The 22,163-nt window shown below is 69.2% G+C and carries 15 protein-coding genes and 3 pseudogenes; 11 read left to right on the top strand and 7 right to left on the bottom strand.

What is annotated here, in order from left to right:
• The first annotated feature begins 4 nt into the window (after window positions 1–4).
• Both ABZT93_RS26950 and ABZT93_RS26945 read left to right on the top strand, forming a co-directional pair.
• Entirely contained in the window at window positions 5–1,267 is a 1,263-nt protein-coding gene (locus tag ABZT93_RS26950; protein WP_356109292.1) for an alginate lyase family protein, read from the top strand.
• An 89-nt stretch (window positions 1,268–1,356) separates the two neighbouring features.
• Window positions 1,357–2,943: a carboxylesterase family protein gene (locus ABZT93_RS26945; RefSeq protein ID WP_356109290.1), complete on the top strand. Its 1,587-nt coding sequence runs from the start codon at window positions 1,357–1,359 to the stop codon at window positions 2,941–2,943.
• Window positions 2,944–2,967: 24 nt separating this feature from the next.
• Here ABZT93_RS26945 and ABZT93_RS26940 read toward each other — a convergent pair whose 3' ends face one another.
• The 3 genes from ABZT93_RS26940 to ABZT93_RS26930 all read right to left on the bottom strand — a co-directional run bounded on the left by ABZT93_RS26940 (window position 2,968) and on the right by ABZT93_RS26930 (window position 7,401).
• Window positions 2,968–4,023, bottom strand: a complete 1,056-nt coding sequence (locus ABZT93_RS26940; protein ID WP_356109287.1) for a LacI family DNA-binding transcriptional regulator — start codon at window positions 4,021–4,023, stop codon at window positions 2,968–2,970.
• A gap of 223 nt (window positions 4,024–4,246) precedes the next feature.
• Window positions 4,247–5,188: a homocysteine S-methyltransferase gene (gene mmuM / locus ABZT93_RS26935; protein ID WP_356109284.1), complete on the bottom strand. Its 942-nt coding sequence runs from the start codon at window positions 5,186–5,188 to the stop codon at window positions 4,247–4,249.
• A 119-nt stretch (window positions 5,189–5,307) separates the two neighbouring features.
• Window positions 5,308–7,401, bottom strand: a complete 2,094-nt coding sequence (locus tag ABZT93_RS26930) for an autotransporter (RefSeq protein ID WP_356109282.1) — start codon at window positions 7,399–7,401, stop codon at window positions 5,308–5,310.
• Between the two features lie 187 nt (window positions 7,402–7,588).
• Between ABZT93_RS26930 and ABZT93_RS26925 the strand changes: the two genes are divergently transcribed.
• Complete coding sequence (locus ABZT93_RS26925) at window positions 7,589–8,665, top strand: glycoside hydrolase family 43 protein (protein WP_356109279.1); 1,077 nt, start codon at window positions 7,589–7,591, stop codon at window positions 8,663–8,665.
• Entirely contained in the window at window positions 8,662–10,071 is a 1,410-nt protein-coding gene (locus tag ABZT93_RS26920; RefSeq protein ID WP_356109276.1) for an RICIN domain-containing protein, read from the top strand. Before ABZT93_RS26925 ends, ABZT93_RS26920 begins: the two co-directional genes overlap by 4 nt.
• A gap of 2 nt (window positions 10,072–10,073) precedes the next feature.
• Here ABZT93_RS26920 and ABZT93_RS26915 read toward each other — a convergent pair whose 3' ends face one another.
• Entirely contained in the window at window positions 10,074–11,756 is a 1,683-nt protein-coding gene (locus ABZT93_RS26915) for a rhamnogalacturonan lyase B N-terminal domain-containing protein (RefSeq protein ID WP_356109273.1), read from the bottom strand.
• A 193-nt stretch (window positions 11,757–11,949) separates the two neighbouring features.
• On the opposite strand from ABZT93_RS26915, the pseudogene ABZT93_RS26910 reads away from it, so the two are divergent.
• The 7 genes and pseudogenes from ABZT93_RS26910 to ABZT93_RS26880 form a co-directional block, all read left to right on the top strand.
• Window positions 11,950–12,585: pseudogene (locus ABZT93_RS26910) on the top strand (carbohydrate esterase); the annotation flags it as partial.
• Window positions 12,586–12,725: 140 nt separating this feature from the next.
• A pseudogene (locus ABZT93_RS26905) lies at window positions 12,726–12,974 on the top strand (recombinase family protein); the annotation flags it as partial.
• Between the two features lie 26 nt (window positions 12,975–13,000).
• Entirely contained in the window at window positions 13,001–13,363 is a 363-nt protein-coding gene (locus tag ABZT93_RS26900) for a hypothetical protein (RefSeq protein ID WP_356109678.1), read from the top strand.
• Window positions 13,364–13,371: 8 nt separating this feature from the next.
• Window positions 13,372–13,476: pseudogene (locus tag ABZT93_RS26895) on the top strand (IS5/IS1182 family transposase); the annotation flags it as partial.
• A 596-nt stretch (window positions 13,477–14,072) separates the two neighbouring features.
• Window positions 14,073–15,164, top strand: a complete 1,092-nt coding sequence (locus ABZT93_RS26890; RefSeq protein ID WP_356109270.1) for a hypothetical protein — start codon at window positions 14,073–14,075, stop codon at window positions 15,162–15,164.
• Window positions 15,165–15,253: 89 nt separating this feature from the next.
• Window positions 15,254–18,454: a WD40 repeat domain-containing protein gene (locus ABZT93_RS26885; protein ID WP_356109267.1), complete on the top strand. Its 3,201-nt coding sequence runs from the start codon at window positions 15,254–15,256 to the stop codon at window positions 18,452–18,454.
• 25 nt (window positions 18,455–18,479) lie between these two features.
• Window positions 18,480–19,505 carry a hypothetical protein gene (locus tag ABZT93_RS26880; protein WP_356109264.1) on the top strand — a complete coding sequence of 342 codons (1,026 nt, stop codon included), beginning with the start codon at window positions 18,480–18,482 and terminating at the stop codon, window positions 19,503–19,505.
• A gap of 236 nt (window positions 19,506–19,741) precedes the next feature.
• On the opposite strand, the gene ABZT93_RS26875 is transcribed toward ABZT93_RS26880, so the two are convergent.
• The 3 genes from ABZT93_RS26875 to ABZT93_RS26865 all read right to left on the bottom strand — a co-directional run.
• On the bottom strand, window positions 19,742–20,305 hold the full coding sequence (locus ABZT93_RS26875; protein WP_356109261.1) for a hypothetical protein: 564 nt from the start codon (window positions 20,303–20,305) through the stop codon (window positions 19,742–19,744).
• Window positions 20,306–20,798: 493 nt separating this feature from the next.
• Window positions 20,799–20,948, bottom strand: a complete 150-nt coding sequence (locus tag ABZT93_RS26870; protein WP_356109259.1) for a hypothetical protein — start codon at window positions 20,946–20,948, stop codon at window positions 20,799–20,801.
• Window positions 20,948–22,163 (bottom strand): hypothetical protein (locus tag ABZT93_RS26865; RefSeq protein WP_356109257.1); only part of this gene is annotated, 1,216 nt, incomplete at its 5' end. The genes ABZT93_RS26870 and ABZT93_RS26865, both read right to left, overlap by 1 nt.

Here is a 22,163-nt window from a genome sequence, read left to right as displayed (position 1 = left end):
CCCCATGAGCCGCACTTCCCCCCACCAGCACCTCCCGCAAGCCGAGTTGAGCCGCCGCGGTCTGCTGAGGACCGCGGGCGGTCTCGGCGCCGCCCTCGCCCTGGGCGGCGGCGCCCTCGCCACCGGCCTGGCCACCACGGCGGACGCGGCGCCGGCGACCTGGACCCACCCCGGCATGCTGCACAACGCCGGCGACATCAACCGGGCCAAGGTCAGGGTCGCCGCGGGCACCGACCCCTGGCTCTCCGGCTGGAACAAGCTGGTCGCCAACTCCCACTCCCAGTCCACCTGGACCAACCGGGCCACGGCCACGATCATCCGCGGCGGCACCGGCGAGAACTACTCCCTGCTCTTCAACGACATCGCCGCCGCCTACCAGAACGCCCTGCGCTGGCAGGTCGGCGGCACCGAGGCCAACGCCGCGTGCGCCGCGAGAATCCTCAACGCCTGGTCGACGACGCTGACCTCCGTCACCGGCAACGCCGACCGCTTCCTCGCCTCCGGCCTCTACGGCTGGCAGTTCGCCAACGCCTGCGAACTGATGCGCGGCTACAGCGGCTTCGACCTGGCCGCCGCCCAGGAGATGCTGGCCAAGGTCTTCTACCCGCTCAACAACAGCTTCCTGACCAACCACAACGACGCCTGCATCACCAACTACTGGGCCAACTGGGACCTGTGCAACATGGCCTCGGTCCTGGCCATCGGCATCCTCAACGAGGACAGCGCCAAGTACGACCAGGCCGTCACCTACTTCAAGTCCGGCGCGGGCAACGGCTCCCTCTCCCACGCGGTGCCGTACCTCTACACCGACTCCGACGGGTACGCGCTGGGCCAGTGGCAGGAGTCCGGCCGCGACCAGGGCCACACCGTCATGGGCATGGGCCAGATGGGCGCCCTGTGCGAGATGGCCTGGAACCAGGGCGACGACCTCTACTCCTACGACGGCCGCCGCTTCATGAAGGCCGCCCAGTACGTCGCGAAGTACAACGTCGGCAGCGACGTCCCCTTCACCACCTACAACTGGGGCACCGGCCAGAACTGCGCCGCCTCCTCCCAGACCGTGATCTCCTCCGCCTCCCGCGGCCAGGTCCGCCCGGTCTGGGCGATGCTCCACTTCCACTACAACCGGCGCCTGGGCCTCGACGACAAGTACATCTCGCAGATGTACTACGACCTCGTCGCCCCCGAGGGAGGAGGCGGCGACTACGGCACCACCAGCGGCGGCTTCGACCAGCTGGGCTTCGGCACCCTGATGTACGCCAAGTAGCCGCCGAACCGCGCTCTGCACCGGAATACCGAGCCGAAATGTGGTGCTCTGTTGTTCATGGTGCAGTAGCGCGGTGAGGAGGCTGGTGCATGACGGCAGTCCAGACGAACCCCGTGGTCAGCACGCCCTACGGGACCGTACGCGGCCGGTACGAGAACGGCGTCGCGGTCTTTCGGGGCATCCCCTACGCGGCCCCGCCCGTCGGCCCCCGCCGCTTCCGGCCGCCGCAGCCGCCCGAGCGCTGGGACGGGGTGCGCGACACGGTCGACTTCGGGCCGACGGCACCGAAACCGCCGTACTCCGACGCCTTCGCGCAGTACCTCTCCGACCCGTTCGTGCCCGGCGACGACTGCCTCAACCTCAACGTGTGGACCCCCGAGCCCGGCCCGGGCGCCCGGCTCCCGGTCCTGGTCTGGCTGCACGGCGGCGCCCTGACCAGGGGATCCTCAGCGGTCCCGGTGTACGACGGGCATGCCTTCGCCCGGGACGGCGTCGTGTTCGTCTCGGTGAACTACCGGCTCGGCGTGGAGGGCTACGGCCTGTTCCCCGACGTCCCCGCCAATCCCGGCCTGCGCGACCAGTTCGCCGCCCTGCAATGGGTCCACGAGGCGGTCGGGGCCTTCGGCGGCGACCCGGGGCGAGTGACGCTGGCCGGGCAGTCGGCCGGCGCGATCAGCGCCGGCGCCCTGCTGGCCGCCCCGCAGGCCCAGGGGCTGTGCCGGCGCGCGGTCCTGCAGAGCGGGCCGCCCGAGGCGAGCGACCGCGACAAGGTGCGGCGGATGGTGCGCCGGATGGCCACCCGGCTGAAGGTCCCCGCCACCGCCGCGGCCTTCGCCGACGTCGACCGTGACCTGCTGCTGCGTACCCAGGCCGAGGTGGGCAGGCTCAGCAGCCCGGTCCTCGGCGGTCCCGCCTTCGGGATCGTCGTCGACGGCGACCTCGTGCCGCGCGACCCCCTGGAGGCCCTCACCGAGCCGGGCGTGGGCGTGGCGAAGGACGTCGACCTGATGCTGGGCTGGACCAGCGACGAGTACCGCCTCTGGCTCGTCCCCGGCGGCCTACTGGAGCGGGTCGACCGGCTCGGCCCGGTCGCCCTCGCCGGTGCCATGGCTCGCTGCCACTGCGGCTCCGAGGTGGTCCGCGGCTACCGCGCCCTGCACCCCGGCGCCGGCACCGCCGAGATCGTCGGCCAGATGGTCACCGACCATCTGCTCCGCATCCCCCTGCACCGCTTGGCCGAGGCTCGCCCCGGCTCGTCGTACGTCTACGAGTTCGCCTGGCCCTCCCAGCTGCCGCACCTCGGCGCCTGCCACGCCCTTGAGCTGGGCTTCGTCTTCGACACCGGAGACACCCCCGAGTCGGCCAAGCTCGCCGGCGAGGGCGCCCCGGCCGAGCTCGCCGACGCCATGCACGGGGCCTGGGTGCGCTTCACCGTCGACGGCGACCCCGGCTGGCAGCCCTGGGACGCCACCCACCCCGTGCAGATCTTCGGCAAGGGCGACCCGTACGTGGAGTCCGGCCCTCGGGACCACGATTTCGCGGTGTGGACTGCGGACCCGACCACGCCGGAGACGGCCCCCGTGTCGGAACCGGCGGAGGGCTGGCCGGCGCGGACCGCGGAGCTCCGGTCGGTCGTACGGCGGCTGCGACGCACCGGACTGGCCCGGCGGCACTGAGCGCGGCCGCTGGTGGGACGTGTCTCAGGTGCCGGTCGCGGTGACCGAGTCCCTGACCACCACATGGGTGCCCAGCAGAAGGTGCTCGGCGGGGTCCTCCGCGGTACGGCCGAGCGCGGTGCGCACGGCGAGGCGGCCCAGTTCCTCGTAGGGCACGTGGACGGTGGTGAGCGCCGGGTGCAGGTCGCGGGCGAAGGGGATGTCGTCGTAGCCGGCGAGGGAGACGTCCCTTGGGACGTCGAGGCCGGCCTCGTGGAGGGCGGTCAGGGCGCCCGCCGCGACCATGTCGGTGGCGGCGACCACGGCCGTGAAGTCCAGGCCGTCCTTCAGGGCCCGGCGCATCAGGCGGTGACCGGAGTCGCGGGTGAAGTCGCCGTTCAGGACGAGCGCCGGGTCGGGGTCCAGGCCGCGGGCGCGGTGTGCGGCGAGGTACCCGCGTTCACGGCCCTGCGCGGTGGTGTGGTCGGCCCTGCCGCCGAGGAACAGCACCCGCCGGTGGCCCTGGGACAGGACGTGGGCGACGAGCGCGTAGGCGCCGCCCTCGTTGTCGTACTCGATGACCGTGACCGGCGCGCCGGGGCCGAGCGGTGGTCTGCCGCACAGCACCAGCCGTGATCCCGCCGAGGCCAGCGAGTCGGCCATACGCCGGGTGCGCTCGCGGTACTCGACGGTGTCGGCGGCGCCGCCCACCAGGATCACGGCGGCCGCCCGCTGGGCCCGCATCATCTCCACGAACTCCAGTTCGTGCTCGATGTCGCCCTCCGTGCTGCACACCAGGCACAGATGGCCGAGCCGGGTCGCCTCGCGCTCCACACCGTGTGCCATCAGGGCGAACGAGGGCCCGGTGATGTCCTCCAGCACGAAGGCCAGCGTGGGTGTGCCGACGCCCGCGATCGCCTTCGCGCGCGCGTCGGCGACGTAGTCCATGTCACGCACGGCACGCATCACGCGCGTGCGGGTCGCCGCGCTCACCGGATACACCCCGCCGAGCACCCGTGACACGGTCGACGCGGACACCCCCGCCCGTGCCGCCACGTCCCGGATCGTGCTCCGGCTCGCGTCCTCGCTCTTCCTGGTCATCCTTCCGCCTCCCCCTCCGGAACAGCGGCAACACCGATGGAAACCGGTTCCCGACCGGGAGGCTAGCAGGGGGAAGGGGGCGAGGCTAAGGGGCAGGAGCGGGAGAAATCCGGGGGCGCACAGCGCGCCCCTCAGGGGCGCGGGGAACTGCGCGAGCAACCACGACGAAACCCGCAGCCGCAAGAGGCCGGAAGCCTTACGGCGAGAAGGCGCACCGCGGAAGTCAGCGCAGCGCCCCCGCGATCCCCGAGATCGCCCCCGGTCCCACCCGGCAGCACCCGCCGATCAGTCGCGCCCCGGCCCCCTGCCAGTCGCGTACCTGCTCCGGGGCGAAGGACGAGTCGCCCTCCCACGCGCGCGTGCCCGCGTTCCAGGTCTCCCCACTGTTGGGATAGACGACGACCGGCTTGCCGGTGACCCGCGCGGCGGTCTCGATCGCGGTGTCGACATCCTCCGGGACACAGCAGTTGACGCCCACCGCGACGACCTCGTCCGCGTCGGCGGCCAGGGCGAACGCCTCCTCCAGCGGCTGCCCGGCCCGGGTACGGTCGCCCGCGACGGAGTAGGAGAGCCAGGCCGGGACACCGAGACCGCGGACCGCCCGCAGCAGCGCCTCGGCCTCGTCGCTGTCCGGGACCGTCTCCAGGGCCAGGACGTCGGGCCCGGCCGCCGCCAGCACCTCGAGCCGGGGCCGGTGGAACGCCTCCAGCTCGGCCACGCTCAGGCCGTACCGCCCCCGGTACTCCGAGCCGTCCGCGAGCATCGCGCCGTAGGGCCCGACCGAGGCCGCCACGTACAGCGGCCGCCGGATGCCCTTCGCCGCCGCCTGCCGCGTCGCCTCGCGCGCCAGCCCGACGCTCCGACCGAGCAGTTCGGCCGCCTGCTCGCGTTCGATCCCGCGCTTGGCGAACCCCTCGAAGGTGGCCTGGTAGCTGGACGTGATCGCCACGTCCGCGCCCGCCTCGTAGTACGCGAGATGCGCCTCGGTGATGGCCTCGGGCCGCTCGGCGAGCAGCCGCGCCGACCACAGCTCGTCGCTCAGGTCGTGTCCGGCGGACTCCAGCTGGTTGGACATACCGCCGTCGAGCACGACAGGGCCGGCCGCGAGGGCCTCGGCGAAGGGGCGGGTGGGGACGTCGGGGGCTTCGGGGGTGTCGCTGGTCATACCCCGACGCTAGCCGACGGCCCGCGGGAGGGCCCTGGCTGTCCGGTCCGCGAACACCGGGGCCCGCATGCGGGACCACGCTCTCACGCATCATCGACCCGGACGTGAGGCGGCGCTCCTCAGGGCGCTGCGTGCCGCCCGGCTTGGCGGCGCTTGCCCCGCTTTCTCAGGGTGGGAGGCACCACCAGCCCGCCGAGCAGTCCGAGCGCCAGGATGTACGGCCACCACCCCAACCCCTCGGCCGCGGCCGCCGCCGTCGTACGCGGCGTCGTCCCCGGCGTCGACGACGACGTGTCCGCGCGCACGCTCGGCGAGGCGCTCTTTGTGACCGCGGTCAGTACGACGTCGTTGCCGTCGCCGCCCCGATAGGTGATCCGGTACGTCGTGTCGGCCAGCTTGAGACGGGTGCCCTCCTTCAGGCCCTTGAAGGCGCCCGTGGTCTTCGAACTCCCCTTGTGGTCCAGCACGGTGATACCGCGGGCCGGGGCGGTGCCCGCCGCCGCGAGGTCGAGGGCGCCGGACAGTCGTACCGGCCCCGTCACCTTCAACGGTCTCTTTCCGAGTACCAGTTCACCCTTCGTGCTCTGCGTGTACCCCCCGGAGACCGTGAGCCCGCCCGCGACCACACCCTCGTTGGTGACCGCGCCCTTCACCGTGCCCTTGCCGGTGAGAGAGGACACGACCCTCAGCCCGGCCGTGCCCGCGTCGAGCCGTGCGGCCGACGTGCTGAGCCGGATCCCCTTGCTGTGCGCGAGAGTTGCCCCGCCGCGCAGGGCGAGCGTGCCCTTGCGGACCGTCGTGGTCCCCGTGTACGACACCGCGCTGCCGGTCAGTGTCGTCGTCGCCCTGCCCGCCTGGACGAGGGAGCCGCTGCCGCTGATCCGGGGCAGGGTCAGGGGCTTGGCGGTGTTGTCGAGCACGAGCGAGCCGTCGTTCACGAGCTTGTAGAGGCCGCCCCCGGTGTAGAGCCCGCCGTCGCCGCCCGGCCTGCCGCTGCCCAGGCGGAGTACGGCGCCCTTCTCGACGGTCGTGGAGCCGTCGTAGTACTGGACGGCCGCGAAGGTGACGTCGTTGCCCCTCGTGCCCTTGATCACGATGTCACCCGCGCCGGGTGCGGACAGGGTGTCGTGGAAGCGGCCGCCGCCGATGGGGGCGCCGAGGGTGACCGGCCCGTTGTAGTCGAAGGTGAGCAGTGAACGGGAGCGTGCGGCAAGGAGGTTGATGTACACCGTCTCCGCCGTGCCTGGCATGAAGATCCTGCTGGTGGTCCCGTCGCCCCACTGAACGTTCGCGCCCTTGATGTTGGTGCCGCGCTTGTTGACGTTCTTGGTGGCCGGCGTCCAGTTCAGGGCGGGGTCGCTGAGCGAGGGGTCGGTGTCGCCGCCCCGGTTCGACCAGCTGTACTGGCCCGTCAGGATCACCTTGCCGCCCGGCCGGGACTGGACGTTGATGTCGCTGCCGTACTCGCGCTGGTAGAAGTCCATCCGCTGGGTGACGGTCTGCCCCAACGGGGTGTCCACGGTCCAGGTGCCCTGGTTCAGCACCTTGCGGACGTTCGGCAGCGCGGTCGCGTACTCGGGCCGCCCCGCGTTGGCCTGTGTGCCGTTGTCGACGACCCCGGAGAACGGGCCGGAGGTCAGGTCCCAGGTGCCCCAGAGGAAGCGCGGCTGGGTGATCAGACCGGAGCCGCTGACGGTACCCAGGTTGTATGCGCTCTTCAGGGACAGCCGCAGGGTGCCGTCGACCCGGATGTTGTCCTGGTTCAGCCGGAACGCCGGGGTGTTGTAGGGGAAGTGGCCGATCAGGCCGGTCGTCCCGCCGTTGCCGTACTGCAGGGTCGCCCCGCGCTCGACCGTGATCGCCGGCGGGTCCGGGCGGGTCGTGGTGACGTACGGATGGTTGCCGCCCAGCGTCCGTACGGACTGCCGCTGCCGGGACCCGGGCAGCGTGAAGTCGCTGTCCTTCGTGAGGATCAGCGTCCCGCTGCCGCGCACGGTGAGCGTGCCCGCGCCGCGGAACACCCCGTCGTACGTCGTCGTCCCCGGGGGCACGGTGACGACCGTGTCGCCGGTCAGTGTGACGTCCCGGTCCGCGAGGACATCGGCCGTGGCATCACGGATGCCCGCGGCCTGCGCCGGGGGAGCGGTGACCATGAGGGCGGCCGCCGCCAGGGCACCGGCGACCGCTGCTGTTCTGTGGAAATGGCTGCACACATGACCGGAGACGGGCGAGGCGGCGGCCGATAACAGAAATCCGAAACAGAAAGCGCCTTCTTTTGTCGCGTCCGACCCGTTGACCTCCCCGTTCCCCAGCCGTACCTTTCGGCTGTTCGCAATAACAACAGATGTTCTCAATATCGAACATCTCTCTCAGGACACCCCCACCCGAGAGGCAGTCCGTATGAGCCGCGCCCCCGACGTCCCCCACCGACGACTGCTGCTGAAGGGTGCCCTGGCCGCGGGCGCCCTCGCCGCGACCCCCACCGCCGCCGAAGCCGCCCCGCGCCCGAAGAAGGCCGCGCCCTTCGTGAACCCGCTCGTCCGCCACCGCGCCGACCCGTACATCCACCGGCACTCCGACGGCTACTACTACTTCACCGCCACCGCCCCCGAGTACGACCGCATCATCCTGCGCCGCTCCCGCACCATCAACGGCCTCGCGAGCGCCGACGAGTCCGTCATCTGGACCAAGCACCCGACCGGAGCCATGGGCGCCCACATCTGGGCGCCGGAGATCCACCGCGTGGGCGGCAAGTGGTACATCTACTTCGCCTCCGCGCCCGCCGAGAGCGTGTGGGACATCCGCATCTGGGTCCTGGAGAACAGCAACCCCAACCCCTTCAAGGGAACTTGGGTGGAGAAGGGCCAGATCAGGACCGCCTGGGAGACCTTCTCCCTGGACGCCACCACCTTCAGCCACCGCGGCACCCGCTATCTCGCCTGGGCCCAGCACGAGCCCGGACTGGACAACAACACCGGCATCTTCCTGTCCAGGATGGCGAACCCCTGGACCCTGACGGGCCCCCAGATCAGGCTCTCCACCCCGGAGTACGACTGGGAGTGCGTCGGCTACAAGGTCAACGAAGGGCCCTCGGTCATCGCCCGCCACGGCCGCCTGTTCATGTCCTACTCGGCCAGCGCCACCGACTGGCACTACTGCATGGGCCTGCTCACGGCCGACGCGGACTCCGACCTCATGAACCCGGCGAGCTGGTCCAAGTCGCCGACCCCGGTCTTCACCAGCAACGACACCACCAAGCAGTACGGCCCCGGCCACAACTGCTTCACCGTCGCCGAGGACGGCCGCAGTGACGTCCTCGTCTACCACGCCCGCCAGTACAAGGAGATCGTCGGCGACCCGCTGAACGACCCCAACCGCCACACCCGCGTCCAGAAGCTCGGCTGGCACGCGGACGGCACGCCGGACTTCGGCATACCGGTGGCGGACACCGCCATGGACACGGAGGTCGCGTCATGAGACGTGCGTACGCGGTACTGCTCGCCCTGTGTCTGGCCCTGGCCGGCGCCCTGGTGACCGCCGGTCCGGCCCAGGCCGCGCCGCTGACGATCCCCAACGGCGTCCAGTTCACGGACACTTCGGGAGGCGCCCTGCACGCCCACGGCGGCGGGGTCATCAAGGTCGGCTCCTACTACTACTGGTTCGGCGAGGACCGCAACGCCGACAACACCTTCCGGTACGTGGACGCCTACCGCTCCACCGACCTGAAGAACTGGGAGTTCAGGAACCACGTCCTGACCCAGTCGTCCGCCTCCGAGCTGTCCACTGCCTACATCGAGCGGCCCAAGGTCATCTACAACGCCTCCACCGGCAAGTTCGTGATGTGGATGCACAAGGAGAACGGCACCGACTACAGCGAGGCCCGCGCGGCCGTCGCCGTGTCGTCCACAGTCGACGGCAACTACGCCTACCAGGGCAGCTTCCGCCCGCTCGGCGACAACATGTCCCGTGACATCACGACGTTCGTCGACACCGACGGCACCGGCTACATGGTCTCGGCCGCCAACGAGAACTACGACCTGCACATCTACAAGCTGACCGCCGACTACACCGGCATCGCGAGCCTGGTCGCCAACCCGTGGGTGGGCGGCCACCGCGAGGCCCCGGCCCTGTTCAAGCGCGGCGGTGTCTACTTCATGCTGACGTCGGGCGCCACCGGCTGGAGCGCCAACCAGCAGCAGTACGCCACCGCCACCTCCCTCGCCGGTCCATGGACCTCGATGGCGAACGTCGGCGACTCCACGACCTACAACTCCCAGACCGCGTACGTCCTTCCCGTGCAGGGGACGTCGGGCACCGCGTACCTCTACATGGGCGACCGCTGGGGCAACTCCTTCGGCGGGACCGTCAACGACTCCCGGTACGTGTGGCTGCCGTTGACCTTCCCCACCTCCACCACGATGTCCATGTCCTGGTACCCCCAGATCACGATCGACGCGGCGGCCGGGACGATCAGCGGCACCAGCGCCACGTACAACACGCTGGTGTCCCGCAACAGCGGCAAGTGCGCGGACGTCGCCGACCAGTCGCTGTGGCAGGGCATCGCGATCAGCCAGTACACCTGCAACAGCGGCGCCAACCAGAAGTGGTGGTTCAAGGACCTCGGCACCGGCTACTACCAGCTGGTCGGCCGCGGCAGCTCCCTGTGCCTCCAGGAGAACGCCACGAACGTGACCCAGGAGAACTGCGGCAGCGCGACCACCCAGCAGTGGTCGGTGGTCACTTCGGGCTCGTACGTGAACATCAAGGCCAGGGCCTCCGGGGAATGCCTGGACGTGAACGGCGCGTCCACCGCCAACTCCGCCGCGATCATCACGTACACGTGCAACGGAGCAGCCAACCAGCAGTGGACGCGCGGGACCTGACGTCAGGCCAGCAGGTCGATCGCGTCGATCGATGTGCCCGCACTGAGGAAGGACGTCGACCCCGAACCGCTCGCCACGTAGATCTTCAGCGTGTTGTAGGCGCTGGTGTCCGTCAGCCAGGCGGACGCCGGCACGCTGTAGGTGAACGTGTAGTTGTTGCCCCGGTACGAGCCCACGGTCAGCGACCGGGTGCTCGGCTGGGTGGGCGGGGAGGGGACGGCGGAGGTCCAGGTGTCGTTGACGACGACCTGCGGGCGGCCGTTGGCGTAGGCCGTCGTCACGCCGATGCGCAGGGTGTGCGCGGCGGCGGCCTGGGCGGCCGTCAGCTTGAAGTACACGATGATTCCGCTGTTGACGTCCTTCCACAGATAGCAGGGGAAGGCCGAGGTCTCGGTGCCGCTGCCGATGACGACGTTGCCGGTCCAGGAGGAGGCACGGACGTCGGACGGGTGGGCGTACGTCATCAGGTCGGCGTTCTTGAAGCCGCCGGGCGTGCCGTCCCAGTTGTTGATGCGCCAGATCGCGCTCGCGTTGCTCGGATCGTTCGAGGACGGGATCGCGATGCTGTTGAGGGTGGTCGTGCCACCCGCGCTGACGCTCACTGAGCCGGTGTAGACGGCGAGTTCACCCTTGAAGACGGTCAACGTATAGGTCCCCGGCAGCACACCCCCGATGGAGAAGTAGCCGTCCGAGGACCGCGCCGAACCCCAGTACTGGGCGGCGGAGTTGGCGAGTCCGACCGTGTAGGCGTACGCCGTGTTCCGGCCGGTGATGCCGACGCCGGCGACCTTGCCCCGGCCGCTCGCGGGGACGTAGCCGGAGATGCCGAGCGAGTCCGCCCACGAGGTGGTGAGGGTCCCCGGGTACAGCGAGGAGGAGGGGGCGCCGCCGTCGGTGAAGGCGATGACATAGGGGCCCTGGAGGCCGAAGCGCTGGGCCTCCGTCTGGTTCTCGCCGTAGTACAGGATCTCGTACAGGCCGCCGCCGTCCGCGCTCTGGTGGCGCAGCAGGGAGCGGTAGAACGGGCCGCCGGAGGCCTTCTCGTGGTTGGAGCGCACGATGTACAGGCCGACGCTGCCGGTGGTCCAGCCGACGTAGTTGTAGTCGATGACCCGCGCCTTCGCGTAGTGCTTGGAGCGGGTCTGGCCGTCGGACTTCGCGAAGACGTCGGAGGCCTCGATGGTGGTGGGCGCGTAGGTGTACGAGTCGGGCTCGTCGTTGAGGAACTTGCCCGCGTTGACGCGCAGGATGTAGCGGGTCGCCGAGACCGAGTCGTCGGCCTTGTTGGTCCACAGGTAGACGTTGTTCTCGCCGCTGCGGGCCGCGTAGTAGTGCTTCAGCGTGCCGTACGCGACCGAGATCAGGATCGTCGTACCGGACTGCTTGATGCTCACGGTGGACGTGCCGAGACCGGACTCGATGTGCGAGTTCTTGCCGCCGTAGCCCTGGTACTGCGTGCCCTTGTAGACCAGCGAGGTCAGGTCGCCGTTGGTCTTGCTGACCTTGAAGACGAGGTTGGCGCCGGTGTCGACGACGTAGTTCGAGCCGTCGTCGGACCAGCCGAAGCTCGCGGCGGACGCACCCTGGGCGAGCGGCCCGGCGAGGGCGGCGGTGCCGGCGGCGGCAGCGGTGCCGAGGACGAAGGTGCGGCGTCCGACCGCTCCGTGCACGGTGGATTCGGACATGGGGGTGCCTCCTTCGAGACGTGTGGGGGTGGTGCGGGTGCTTTGGAGAGTGACAGTTGAATCGATTTCGCGAAAGGGCTTTCGCTTGCTGGAGGTTGGCAATCTTGTGAAATTGGTTGAGAGGCTAGAAAGCGCTTGCCGATGGGGGTACGGTCCAGCCGCCAGGCCTTGTCGTCCGTCTGAGGAGCCTCGAATGAGACGTTTCAACCTCGCCGTGCTGGCGGCGGTCACGCTGAGCGCGGGCCTGACCGCCGTACCGGCGCAGGCACACTCCGGCCGCCCCCTCGGCATCGAGAACTGCACCACCGCCGGCTGCCACTTCGACGTCCCGCCGGGGACGTACGACGTGAAGGTCCTCCTCGGCGGCGAGACCGCGTCGAGCACCGCGATCAGCGGCGAGACCCGGCGCTCGCTGCTGCCGGAGACGGCGGCCGCGGCCGGCGAGCGGGTCTCCCGCAGCTTCACCGTCAACGTCCGCACCCCGGAGGGCGAGCCGACCGGCCCCGACGGCACGCCGGGCCTGGACCTGGTGCTGGGCGGCTCGGCCCCCGCGCTCGCCGACATCAAGGTCACCCGCGCCCGGCACACCCGCCAGATCTTCCTCGTCGGTGACTCCACGGTCTGCGACCAGCCCGGCGACCCCTACTCCGGCTGGGGACAGCAACTGCCCCAGTACCTGCGCAAGGGCGTGTCCGTGGCCAACTACGCCGACTCCGGCGAGAGTACGGTCACCTATCTGTCCGAACCGCGCCTGTGGGCCACCGTCCAGCCGCTGATTCGCCCCGGCGACCTCGTCCTCGTCCAGCTCGCCCACTACGACAAGACGACCGTTCTGTCTCGCTCGTTGGTGCGTGTCGAGCCATCAGGCCGTGATCAAGGAACACGCAGTTCAGAGGGCACTCGCACCCGTGCTTCAACGTATGGCCTCGTTATGTAAGGGTGCGTCATACGAGGGCATCGGCACGGCGGATGAGGGCGATAAAGACGGTGTCATCCGTCAAGGCGAGTACACCGCAGAGGTGGCCGAAGGGGCGCGGCATCCCCCTCCAGGGGCGCCGTTTTCGGGACAACGACAAGTCGGCCACCCACGGCATGCACCGCCCCCAGTGCGAGCTCCTCATGGCTGCCGTACAGCGTGGCGAAGTCGACGTCATCATCGTCTACATGCTCGGCCGGCTCTGGCACAGCCGGCGCGAACAGGCCGAGGGAATCGAGATCCTCCGCAAGCACCAGGTGTCCGTGCTGTGCGTGAACGGCCCCGAGGTGGACCTCACGACGGCCGCCTGCTGGCCGGCCTCCTTGGCGAGGTCGACACGTTCGAGGTCGAGCAGATGTCGGAGCGGGAGATGCGCCAGCGTGTCGAGGGCGGCTTGCCGTCGACCGGGCCGCGCTGCTTCGGTTACACCGCAGACGGCGCGGAGCTGATTGGTTCTCAGCTTCCGGGCCTGTCACGATCCTCGCTTTTGCAAGATCAGCGGCTTCTGCCCGGGCCTGTGAAGGGCTCAGCGGTAGTGCGCGCCGAGATGCTGCCGTTGCTCGCCGGAGAGTCGTTTACCAAGGATGAGGTCCCCCTTGGGGGCGAGTCGGCCCTTTCTAAACGGTTGTAGTGCCGCCGGACCCGGTCCGCAAGGGCTGGCCCTGGAGTCTGTCGCTGGAGGACCGGGTGCCGCTGGTCACCGCGTACTGTCGGATCAACCTGACGCTGTGCCAACTCGCCCCGTAGTTCGGCGTGTCGAAGTCCGCGGCACACCGCATCGTCAACAATCTCAGCCGCGTGCGGCTCTTGAGAAGTGCGCAGCGTGGGCATTGATGGCCAGCACTTCACCCGAGACGTCTCCTGCGCCGAAGAGCTGGTGCACCGCCACAGCGGTCACCTGCTGATCGGCCTGCCGACGGAGCCGCTTCGCTGAGGTGGGCCTGGCCGCCGCCGAGGAGAACGCCACCACTTGTAGGGCAGTTCGGCCTTTCCGGCAGCACGATTGTGGCCGGATCGGTGCGCACCATGGCTGTGATGCTGCACCGCCGTACCGAGTCTTACACGAGATGAAATTGCAACATAGCGGTTTTCGCATAACAAGTCAGAAGTCCTGCCGTATTGGGCACAGTTAAAGCTTCACCGTCTGACGGGACGGAGACGAACGGCGCTTGGGGGCGGGCGGGGTGGGAGTACGTACGGGGATTCGTGGTGGCCGAAGAGGCTTGTTGGCGTTGGTGGCTGTGCTCGGGGTCGGGTGCGGTATAGCAGGGGTTGTTCTCGGTGTCGGCGGGAGTGACGACTCGGGCCACTCGGACCGCACAGGAGAGAGCGCATCGTCTGTGAGCCTGGCGGTGGCTCGGCGTCAACTCGCGGCACGGCAGCCGTCGATGTCGTCATTGGTGGTGCGCTCACCCGGCGGTTTCGAGGCCGCCTGTTACGACCAACGCGGGCATCTGGTGTTCTGGCGTTACAGCGCAGGCGGCTGGCACCAGATGGCCCAGTCCACCTATCCGCCCGACTCGGCTGACGGGCCGCCCAGTTATGACGAGCACGGGGTGGGCGTCGAGGGTGCGGTTCTCCCCGGGATGTCTGACGCCGTGTTCATCGTCACGGGGCCGTTTTCGGGCGACGGGACGGGCAATGCGGTGGCGTTCGGCAACGGTCCCGACGGCTGGGGTCTGCTCGTCCAGGACGGAGCTAGCCGGCTGCGTTCGTCGGGCACCGGCAGCAGTTCCTCCGACACCGGCCAGTACCTGTCGGCCCGGTTCACCGGTGGCCTTATGGAAACGGCGGTCAACTCGGGGGCGTTCTCGAACGCCTTCGGATCCGGCTTCCCCGTCCGACGGCAGTGGCGCTGGTCAAAAGACCACCTCGTACTGGCCAGCGACAGCGTCGTCACCGCCGCTACGACGTCTGCGCCGACCGGCGATGTCCCCGTCCTGCCGTCGGCGGCGCCGACCGACGGCACCTACGGCGCGCTGCTGCAATACGCGACGGTGAGCGACGCGCACACCACTCTGGGAAAAGATGCGCACATCGATCTGGCGGTGGCACCGGCCCGGGTGTCCACGGCATGCGCCAGCAAGGGCATGTGTGCTGCGGACGCAACGTCAGCCACGGCTCACGTCACGGCCGGTGCTCAGGTGAGGACCGCATATCCGGTAGTTGCTGAAGGCCGCCAAAAGTTGATCACCGGGCCCCTGTGGCCGCTCGCGGGGATCGCGCAGTCGCTGTGGGGCGAAGACAGCAACACGTCGTTCCAGCCTCTCGAGACCAGTCCCGGTGGCTATCGCACCCGGGGAGCCACACCGTGGTACATCCCGGCGACGTTGCACGCGACCGAGTTCCGCGTGGGTCAAGGCGCGCCGGTCGAAATCACCTTTCGCAATCGCTCCGTGACCGGCGTAGTCCTGATGGCTGCTGCCGAGTAAGGCCGCCGCGACGGCCGTTGAATCACAAGACCCCGGTTCGGCACAGCCGCGGGGACTCATAGTGCGGCAAGCCCAGAAGAGGTGCGAAGGTGCGAAGAGGCATACGCAGACATGAGTCGACAGACGGGTCCGTCGGCACGGAGAGCACGGGCAGCGAGCCGGAGGTGACGACCGCTCCCGAGTTGTTCGAACTCTGCCGGGCGGCCGTCCAGCAGGAGCCGACGGCTGCCCTGGACGCCCTGGACCGAATCCAGCAGCGGGTCTCGGCGCGGCAGGCACCAGCGGCGGCGGCCGTGCTGGACGTTGCCCGGGCCTTGTGTGACCACGAACGGGCCCGGCAGCGGTTGTCTCCGGCGCTGGAGTACTGGCGTTCGGCCGAGTTGCTGTTACAGGCGTGGCCCACTGTCGTCCGCCAGGACACCTCCGCCGACACACCGACGGGGCTGACGGTGGTGCTCGGCATCTTGAGCGGGCCGGGCAGCGGGCCGGCCGAGGCATTCGCCGCTCTCGTCGCATGCACCCTGACCGGCGAGCCCACAGCCTCGATCGTCGCCGAGACGGAAAGCACGCTCACCGGCATCATCGACGACAGCGGTGCCGAGTCTGGCAACGTGCCCGGCGAGGTCCGGCTGATGCTGGCGGTTCTGGACGACGGGCCGGCCGGCATCCACCCCGATCCGGCACGGATGGCCTTGCTGCGCGCGAGCGCTTCCTTCGCATCGGCCGTGCGGGACGCCTGGCGGACATCCCCTCTCGCCGAGCATGAGCGCTGTGTCCTGTGGGCCGCCGAGCAGGCGAACGGCACCCCTGTGACGACGGCGGACCAGGCCCTCGGGGAGGCCATCGGGCCCGCTCTCGCCGTACTCGAGAACCGGCGCGCCGCATCGGGCCGGTGGCTGCCCGACGGGCTGCGGCAGCTGCCGCACCTGCTGTCGACCTCCTGGCGGAACGCAGGACACCGTCCTCGACGGGCGGCCACCGCAGTGGTCGGCGCCGTGACGGCCACCGCGCTCATCCTGCTCGGCCTCACCCTGGGAGTCTGGCGCCACGGTCCTGATTCTGCCGCCGTGGCGGACCGGCTGGCGGCACGCGCACTGAGCGCGGAGGACCAGAATCCTCAGCTGGCCGCCCAACTGGCCCTGGCCGCCCACCGAATCCACCCAGACGAGCAGACAGCGGGTCTGCTGCGACGGATCAGCGAGGACGACGCCTTCGTCGCCCGGCGGATCAACACCGGCACGGGAAAGCTCACCGCCCTCGCGCAGGACGACCGCCGGCAACTGGTCTTCACCGCCGGTCCCAAGGGCGGCGTACGGGTCTGGAGTCTGTGGTCGGGCAAGCAACTCGGCCGCGTCGGCAAAAGCTCGGCCGTCGTCGCGCTCGCCTCCGCACCGGACGCACCACTGCTGGTGGGCGCCGACAACAGCGGCAACGTCCTGCTGTGGCGCACCGGCGACCTCTCCCGCATCTCAGCGCCCGTACGCCTGGCCAAACCAGCTGCGGACGGTTCCAGCGTGCGCACCGTCGGGCTCGGGTTCACCGACGACGGGCGCAGCATCTTCTGGGTGGCAGGCACCGGTGAGGTCCACGTGTGGAACGCCCGCACCCATAGCGGGCACACCAGTTGGCTCACCAACAAGGTCAACCACGGTGCGCTGCCGGCGACTGCGGTGAGCAACCCGTACGCCAGGTGGGACGGATCGGCGCCGCACATCCTCATCGGCAGCGAGGACGAGGGAGTCTTCTCCTTCGATCTCGGCACCCGCCTCTTCAAGAACATCCTCGGCGCCTCCGCGCTGAGGGGGCGGGCCACGGCGCTGGCCGCACAGTCCATCGGCGACACCTTGACGGTCACGGTCGGCACGAGCGCAGGCCTTGCAGGCTGGACGCTGGGACACACCCGGCACGAGACCTTCCCGTACGCCGCCATCAACCGGTACGTCAATGCACTGGCCATTCGGGGCAACGGCACTCTCGCCGTGGCGACCGACCGGGGAACCGAGCTCATCACCGACGACGGCAGCCTGCTGACCTCCCGGCCGCAAGGTGGCTACGCCGGCGGGTTCGGCGTGCCCTCCGACCCCGCCGGACAGTCTCTCTCCGTCGGCGGCAGCGGGGACACCGTCTGCATCCTCACCGTCAGCGGCGCCGGTCTCGCGCCCGCCACAGGCGGGGCATCCACCGTCCTGGCCTATGACCGGTCGGGGAACCTGCTGCTGAGCGACCCGGACAACGACAACCGCACCCGGCACATGTATACCGTCCGCCCCAACCCGCGCGACCCGGGCCGCCACGCCTCGGACACCACCCACCGCCGTACGTTCGGTGCTAAGAAGTCCTGGTGGGAATCCGCGTCCGCCTTCTACGCCAACGGGGCGGCCCTCACGCCGTCATTGGCCGCCGTAGCCGGGCAGGACCCGGACGGACAGGCCACTGTCCTCGTCTGGAATGCCAGGACCGGGCAGCCCCTGCGGCATCTGGTCTTCCCCGACGACAGCACCGAGGACGGAGCCACCAGTCCGAGCGCCGTGCCGAACATCGCCGTGTCCGTCGCCCTCGACCCGCGCCTGCACCTGCTGATCGCCCGCGACGCCGCGGGAAAGGTCGCCGCCTGGTCCACCCGCACCTGGCGCCAGGCGTTTCACATCTCCACCGGGGCGACCAAGGGCAGCAGCATGGCCCTGAGCCCGGACGGCCGCACGCTGGTGCTTCCCATGGGTACCGGCCGGCCTGACGACATCGGAAGCAGCAACAGCCTCGGCTTCGTCGACCTGCGCAGCCACAAGCTGAACACGGTCTCCCTCAGCCGCTGGGCGAACGAGGTGGCCTACGCACCGGACGGCGCCCACATCGCCATCCTGTCCGTGGACGACACGGTCACCTTCCTCGACCGCGCCGGGCATCCCGCACCCGGCACGCCGGTCATCGCCCTGCCCGGCCCGGCCACGGGCATCGCCTACAGCCTCGACGGGCGTCATCTCGCCGTCGGCGACGTTCTCAGCCGGGTCCTGGTTTTCGGCACGAGCGATGGACAACTCGCCTACCCGGCATTTCAGTTGCCCGAGGGTCAGTCAGCCGTCGACGTCGCCTTCGACCCCACCGGCACCCTGCTGACCGCAGACGGTGGCATCCTTGGGCCCCATCCCCAGGCGCTCTCCACCTACTTCTGGACCCTGGATCCCACCAACTGGGCCGACCGTGTCTGTGCCCTCGCGGGAGGCGGCATGAGCCGCGCCTCCTGGGCCCAGTACATCGGCACCGCAAGCACCTACGACCACCTCTGTGCCTGAACCGACCGACGCTGGAGACCTGCCCATGTCGCGCCGATCATCGAACTGGGAAGCCCACCGCACCCGCTCCGGCACCGCCGGGCGCGGCGCCCGCCGCTGGCACCTGGGCGCCGCCGCACAGCGCAGGTCCGAACCGAGGAGCCCGGAGGCTCTGCCCGCCCCCCAGCAGGCCATCCGCACCAGGGTCACCGCAGGTGCTGCCACGTTGCTGATCGCTGCAGGCGGAGGCATTGGGGTGGCGGTGAGCGCGCATGCGCAGAGCGCCTTCGACGCCGGGTGGGACTGGATCGCCTCGCTGCTCAGAGACGATCCCCCGGCACGCCTGACCGTCTCATCGGTCACCCCCATGGACGTCAGTGCCGGCGCCACGGTCATCTACGCCCGCCCGACACGCCTGACCCAGCAGCAGATGGAACACGCCCTCGAGACCGCGACCGGTCCCGGCGTGGTGGTCCCCAACGCCATGGCAGAAAAGGTCGTGCTCACCAACACCGGGTCGGACACCGTCTATGTCACGGACATCGCCGTACACAAGACCTGTACCAGGCCGCTGAACGGCACGATCGTCTACGCCCCTCCCGGGGGCAACGGCGGAGGGCCCGAGGGTGTCGTCGGCATCGGCTTCGACCTGGACTCGCCCCATCCGCTGGCCCAGAAGTTCAACGCGGACTCGCTGAAGCTCTCGGGGCGTTACTTCCTCAATCACGACCTGCCCGTTGTGAAGGACATTCCCCAGACCCTGCTGCTGTTCGCGCGGACCCACCGTTCCTACTGCCACTACAGCTACGAGATAACGCTGCACGGCGACGGAAAGCCGACAACGCAAAAGATCCCGGACAAAGGACGCCCCTACCAAATCACGGCCGACTTGATCGCGGACAAGTCCCCTCGGCCGCTGGCCGCCTACCAAACGGCGTACGTGTCGGGCGAGCAGAACATCACGGCGGGCGGCGCCCAGAAGCCCTCCGCCTCTTCCAACAACAGCATCGTGAAGGTCGACCCCAAGACCTGGAAGCCCTCTCCGGAGTACAGCCCACCTGCTCGGCGTTGAACCCGGCCGGGCGCCCCAAACCCGCTCGGCCGCACACGCCAACGGCCCGCTGGTAGGCCCAGGGTGCCCGGACGAGCATGCGGTGGTAGCCGTCCCGGACGAGCCGTCCCGTCCGGGCGGCCAGCAGGTCCAGCAGTTCATCGATGTCGTCCAGACCCCGCAACGCAGAGACGCCACGATGTCCAGCAGGCCGAACAGCCCGACGAATTGATCGCCCAGCCGTATCGTGCCTAGCGTCAGATCTGCTTGCGAGAGACCAGGCCCTGGTGACCGTCCTCGTCGTCGGCCGGCTCGCCGAAGTGGGCGGTGTCCCAGTGAAGCAGGCTGGAGCAGAGCTTCTGGAAGCGCTCGGCCAATTCCCACACTTCGCTGCTGTTGATGAAAGTGATCTCGGGACGGTCAGTGCGGTGGGCTCCCTTCAAGGTGAGCCACTGGTAGGACTCGTCGTCGTAGATCCAGTAGCCGTGCAGGTAGCGGTTCCGTAGGCGGAACCCTTCCTCCGCAGCGTTCAGCTCTTCGGCGAGTGAACTCTTGCACGAGGCGGAGAGGGTGGCCGCTTCCAGCTTCTTGCGGCATTGCTGTACGAGCGTGCCGCCGGTGGCGACTGCCAGTTCGCTGTAGGCCCTCTCCGCTTCGACGAGGTGCACGTAGATCCCGTGCAGGATGTACTCGGCCTCCGCGGCCTTCCTGGCCACGAGCCCCAACCCCAGATTGAGTGTGAGTTCCTCTTCGTCCGCGCCGCTTAGGAGATGGGGGATGGGCGGCTCGATGCCGAGAGGGTAGGGGCTGCTCTCACTCATGCGGGCTCCGGGGCGTCCGAGGGGGCGGTCCACTTTGAGGGAGCCGCCTACAGATCATCAACTCTGTCGGGATCGGTGTGACGCCGGCGGGCGGAATCAGCTGGTCTCTCGTCGACTTCGCCTGGACTCGAACCTGCGGCATGCGGTTTTGGAGACCGGCGCTCTGGCCATCTGAGCTACGCGCTTTCGGTCGCAGTCAGCGTGGCATGACCGTCCAGCTCTTCTCCAAGGGGTATCTGTTCGGAGGAGCTGCAGGAAACCGACGACCTTGCCGAGGATGCGCGCGTCGTCGCCGGGGTTCGGTTCGAAGGACGTGTTGCGCGGCATCAGCCATACCTGTCCGTTCTGTCGTTTCAAGACCTTCACGGTGGCCTCGTCGTCCAGGAGCGGGTCATGTCCCGCTGGCGAGCGAGAAGCCGGGCCTTCGGCATGTGCTGGATGGGCTGGCCCCCTGTCGGTCTGGTGCTGGAACACCGGCGTGGTGGGGCCGTTTCTAGGCGGCGATTGGCTTCGACTCGGTCGGCTTGGGCAGGAGCAGGGCTTGCAGGCGGTCCCGCTGCTCGGGGGTGAGTGGGGGCGCCTGGTTGGCCAGTTCCTGAGCGTAGCGCCGAGTGTCGGCGATCTCCGCAGCAGTCGACGCCATCAGGCCACCCTCTGGAGCGCCACGCCCAACAGCCGGTCGCTGCTCATCGCCGTCGTCGGACTCCCCCCACTCGGCGACAATGCGCAGAGCGTGGGCGTCGGAAGTCCTGGCCCGCTCATACGACCACAGCTCGTAGCGCTCCTGCGGCTTGCTGAGGGGATGGTGCGACCGCAGATTGATACGATCACGCCAGTGCGGTCCAGGTCGCTTGCCGGATCGTCGGGCGGCTGGAGGTCAGTGCCGTAGAAGGGATTCACCGCCAGGACGCCGACAACCCAGTCTTCCTCGTCCCCGCGTTGATCGGCGGGCTCGATGACGTACCCCAGCACGTGCAGCGGGATGCGGCCGTGGAATCGCTGTCGGGTGACCGACCGTTCGACCAGCGGACGGAAGTAGCCGCGGCTGGGGACGTCGAACTGCCGGTAGAGCTGCTGCAGCGAGCCAGGGTCCAGCGGAATTCCGATGAGCTGGAAGGAGACATTGCAGCGCTGGACGTGGCGTGTTTCTTCTGCGGAGATGCTGCCTGACACGGTGTAGAAACCGCCGTCACAGACTTCGAAGTAGACGAACTCCTCGCTGTGGTGCGGATCTTCGAGCTCCCTGGTCCGTTCTTCCCAGTTCTTGAGGGCCTGGGCAAAGCCATCGGCACCGCAGCCATGCCAGTTCCGGTCATGCTGCTGGATGCTCCATTGACTCCGCTCTCCCATCCACCCCAGTTCGTTCAAGGCGTCAAGGAGGCGGAGGAGGTCAGGCTGGCCCCATGCGGTGACTGGCATATCCAGGCACACGCCGTTTCCCGCAGCCGGCACCCAGTCGACATCGGGCAGGTCGAGGCAGAAGACCCCGGGGCTGAACCCTCCTGCTCCGTAGAACCATGGCACCGTGTCCCCGCTGCCGTTGAGTAGCCTGTAACGGCTCATAGGCAGCTTCCCTGTCGTCTTGCGCGGACTGCGGGCGGCCTTGTCGGCCTCGCGCTCCTTTTCGCCGCGGTGGACACGCCCGTGGACAACGAGTTCATCGTGTTTCAGGCGAAGAAGGCGGTCCAACTCTTGCGGGTCTCTCAGAGCCCTGAGGATGTCGACCTCGTCGAAGACGAGGACCAGTCCATCCCTGCGGTCCCCGACGATCGCCTCGTCCGCTTGCTCGGTGATCCCGGACATGGTGAACAGCAGAGCCACCACAGTGCCGTCGAGACGGCCCAGGCGGCTGCGGACC

Source organism: Streptomyces sp. NPDC005303 (assembly GCF_040607335.1).
Classification (GTDB): Bacteria; Actinomycetota; Actinomycetes; order Streptomycetales; family Streptomycetaceae; genus Streptomyces.
The sequence above is the reverse complement of the archived record's forward strand: the minus strand, read 5'-3'. Positions and strand labels throughout refer to the sequence as shown.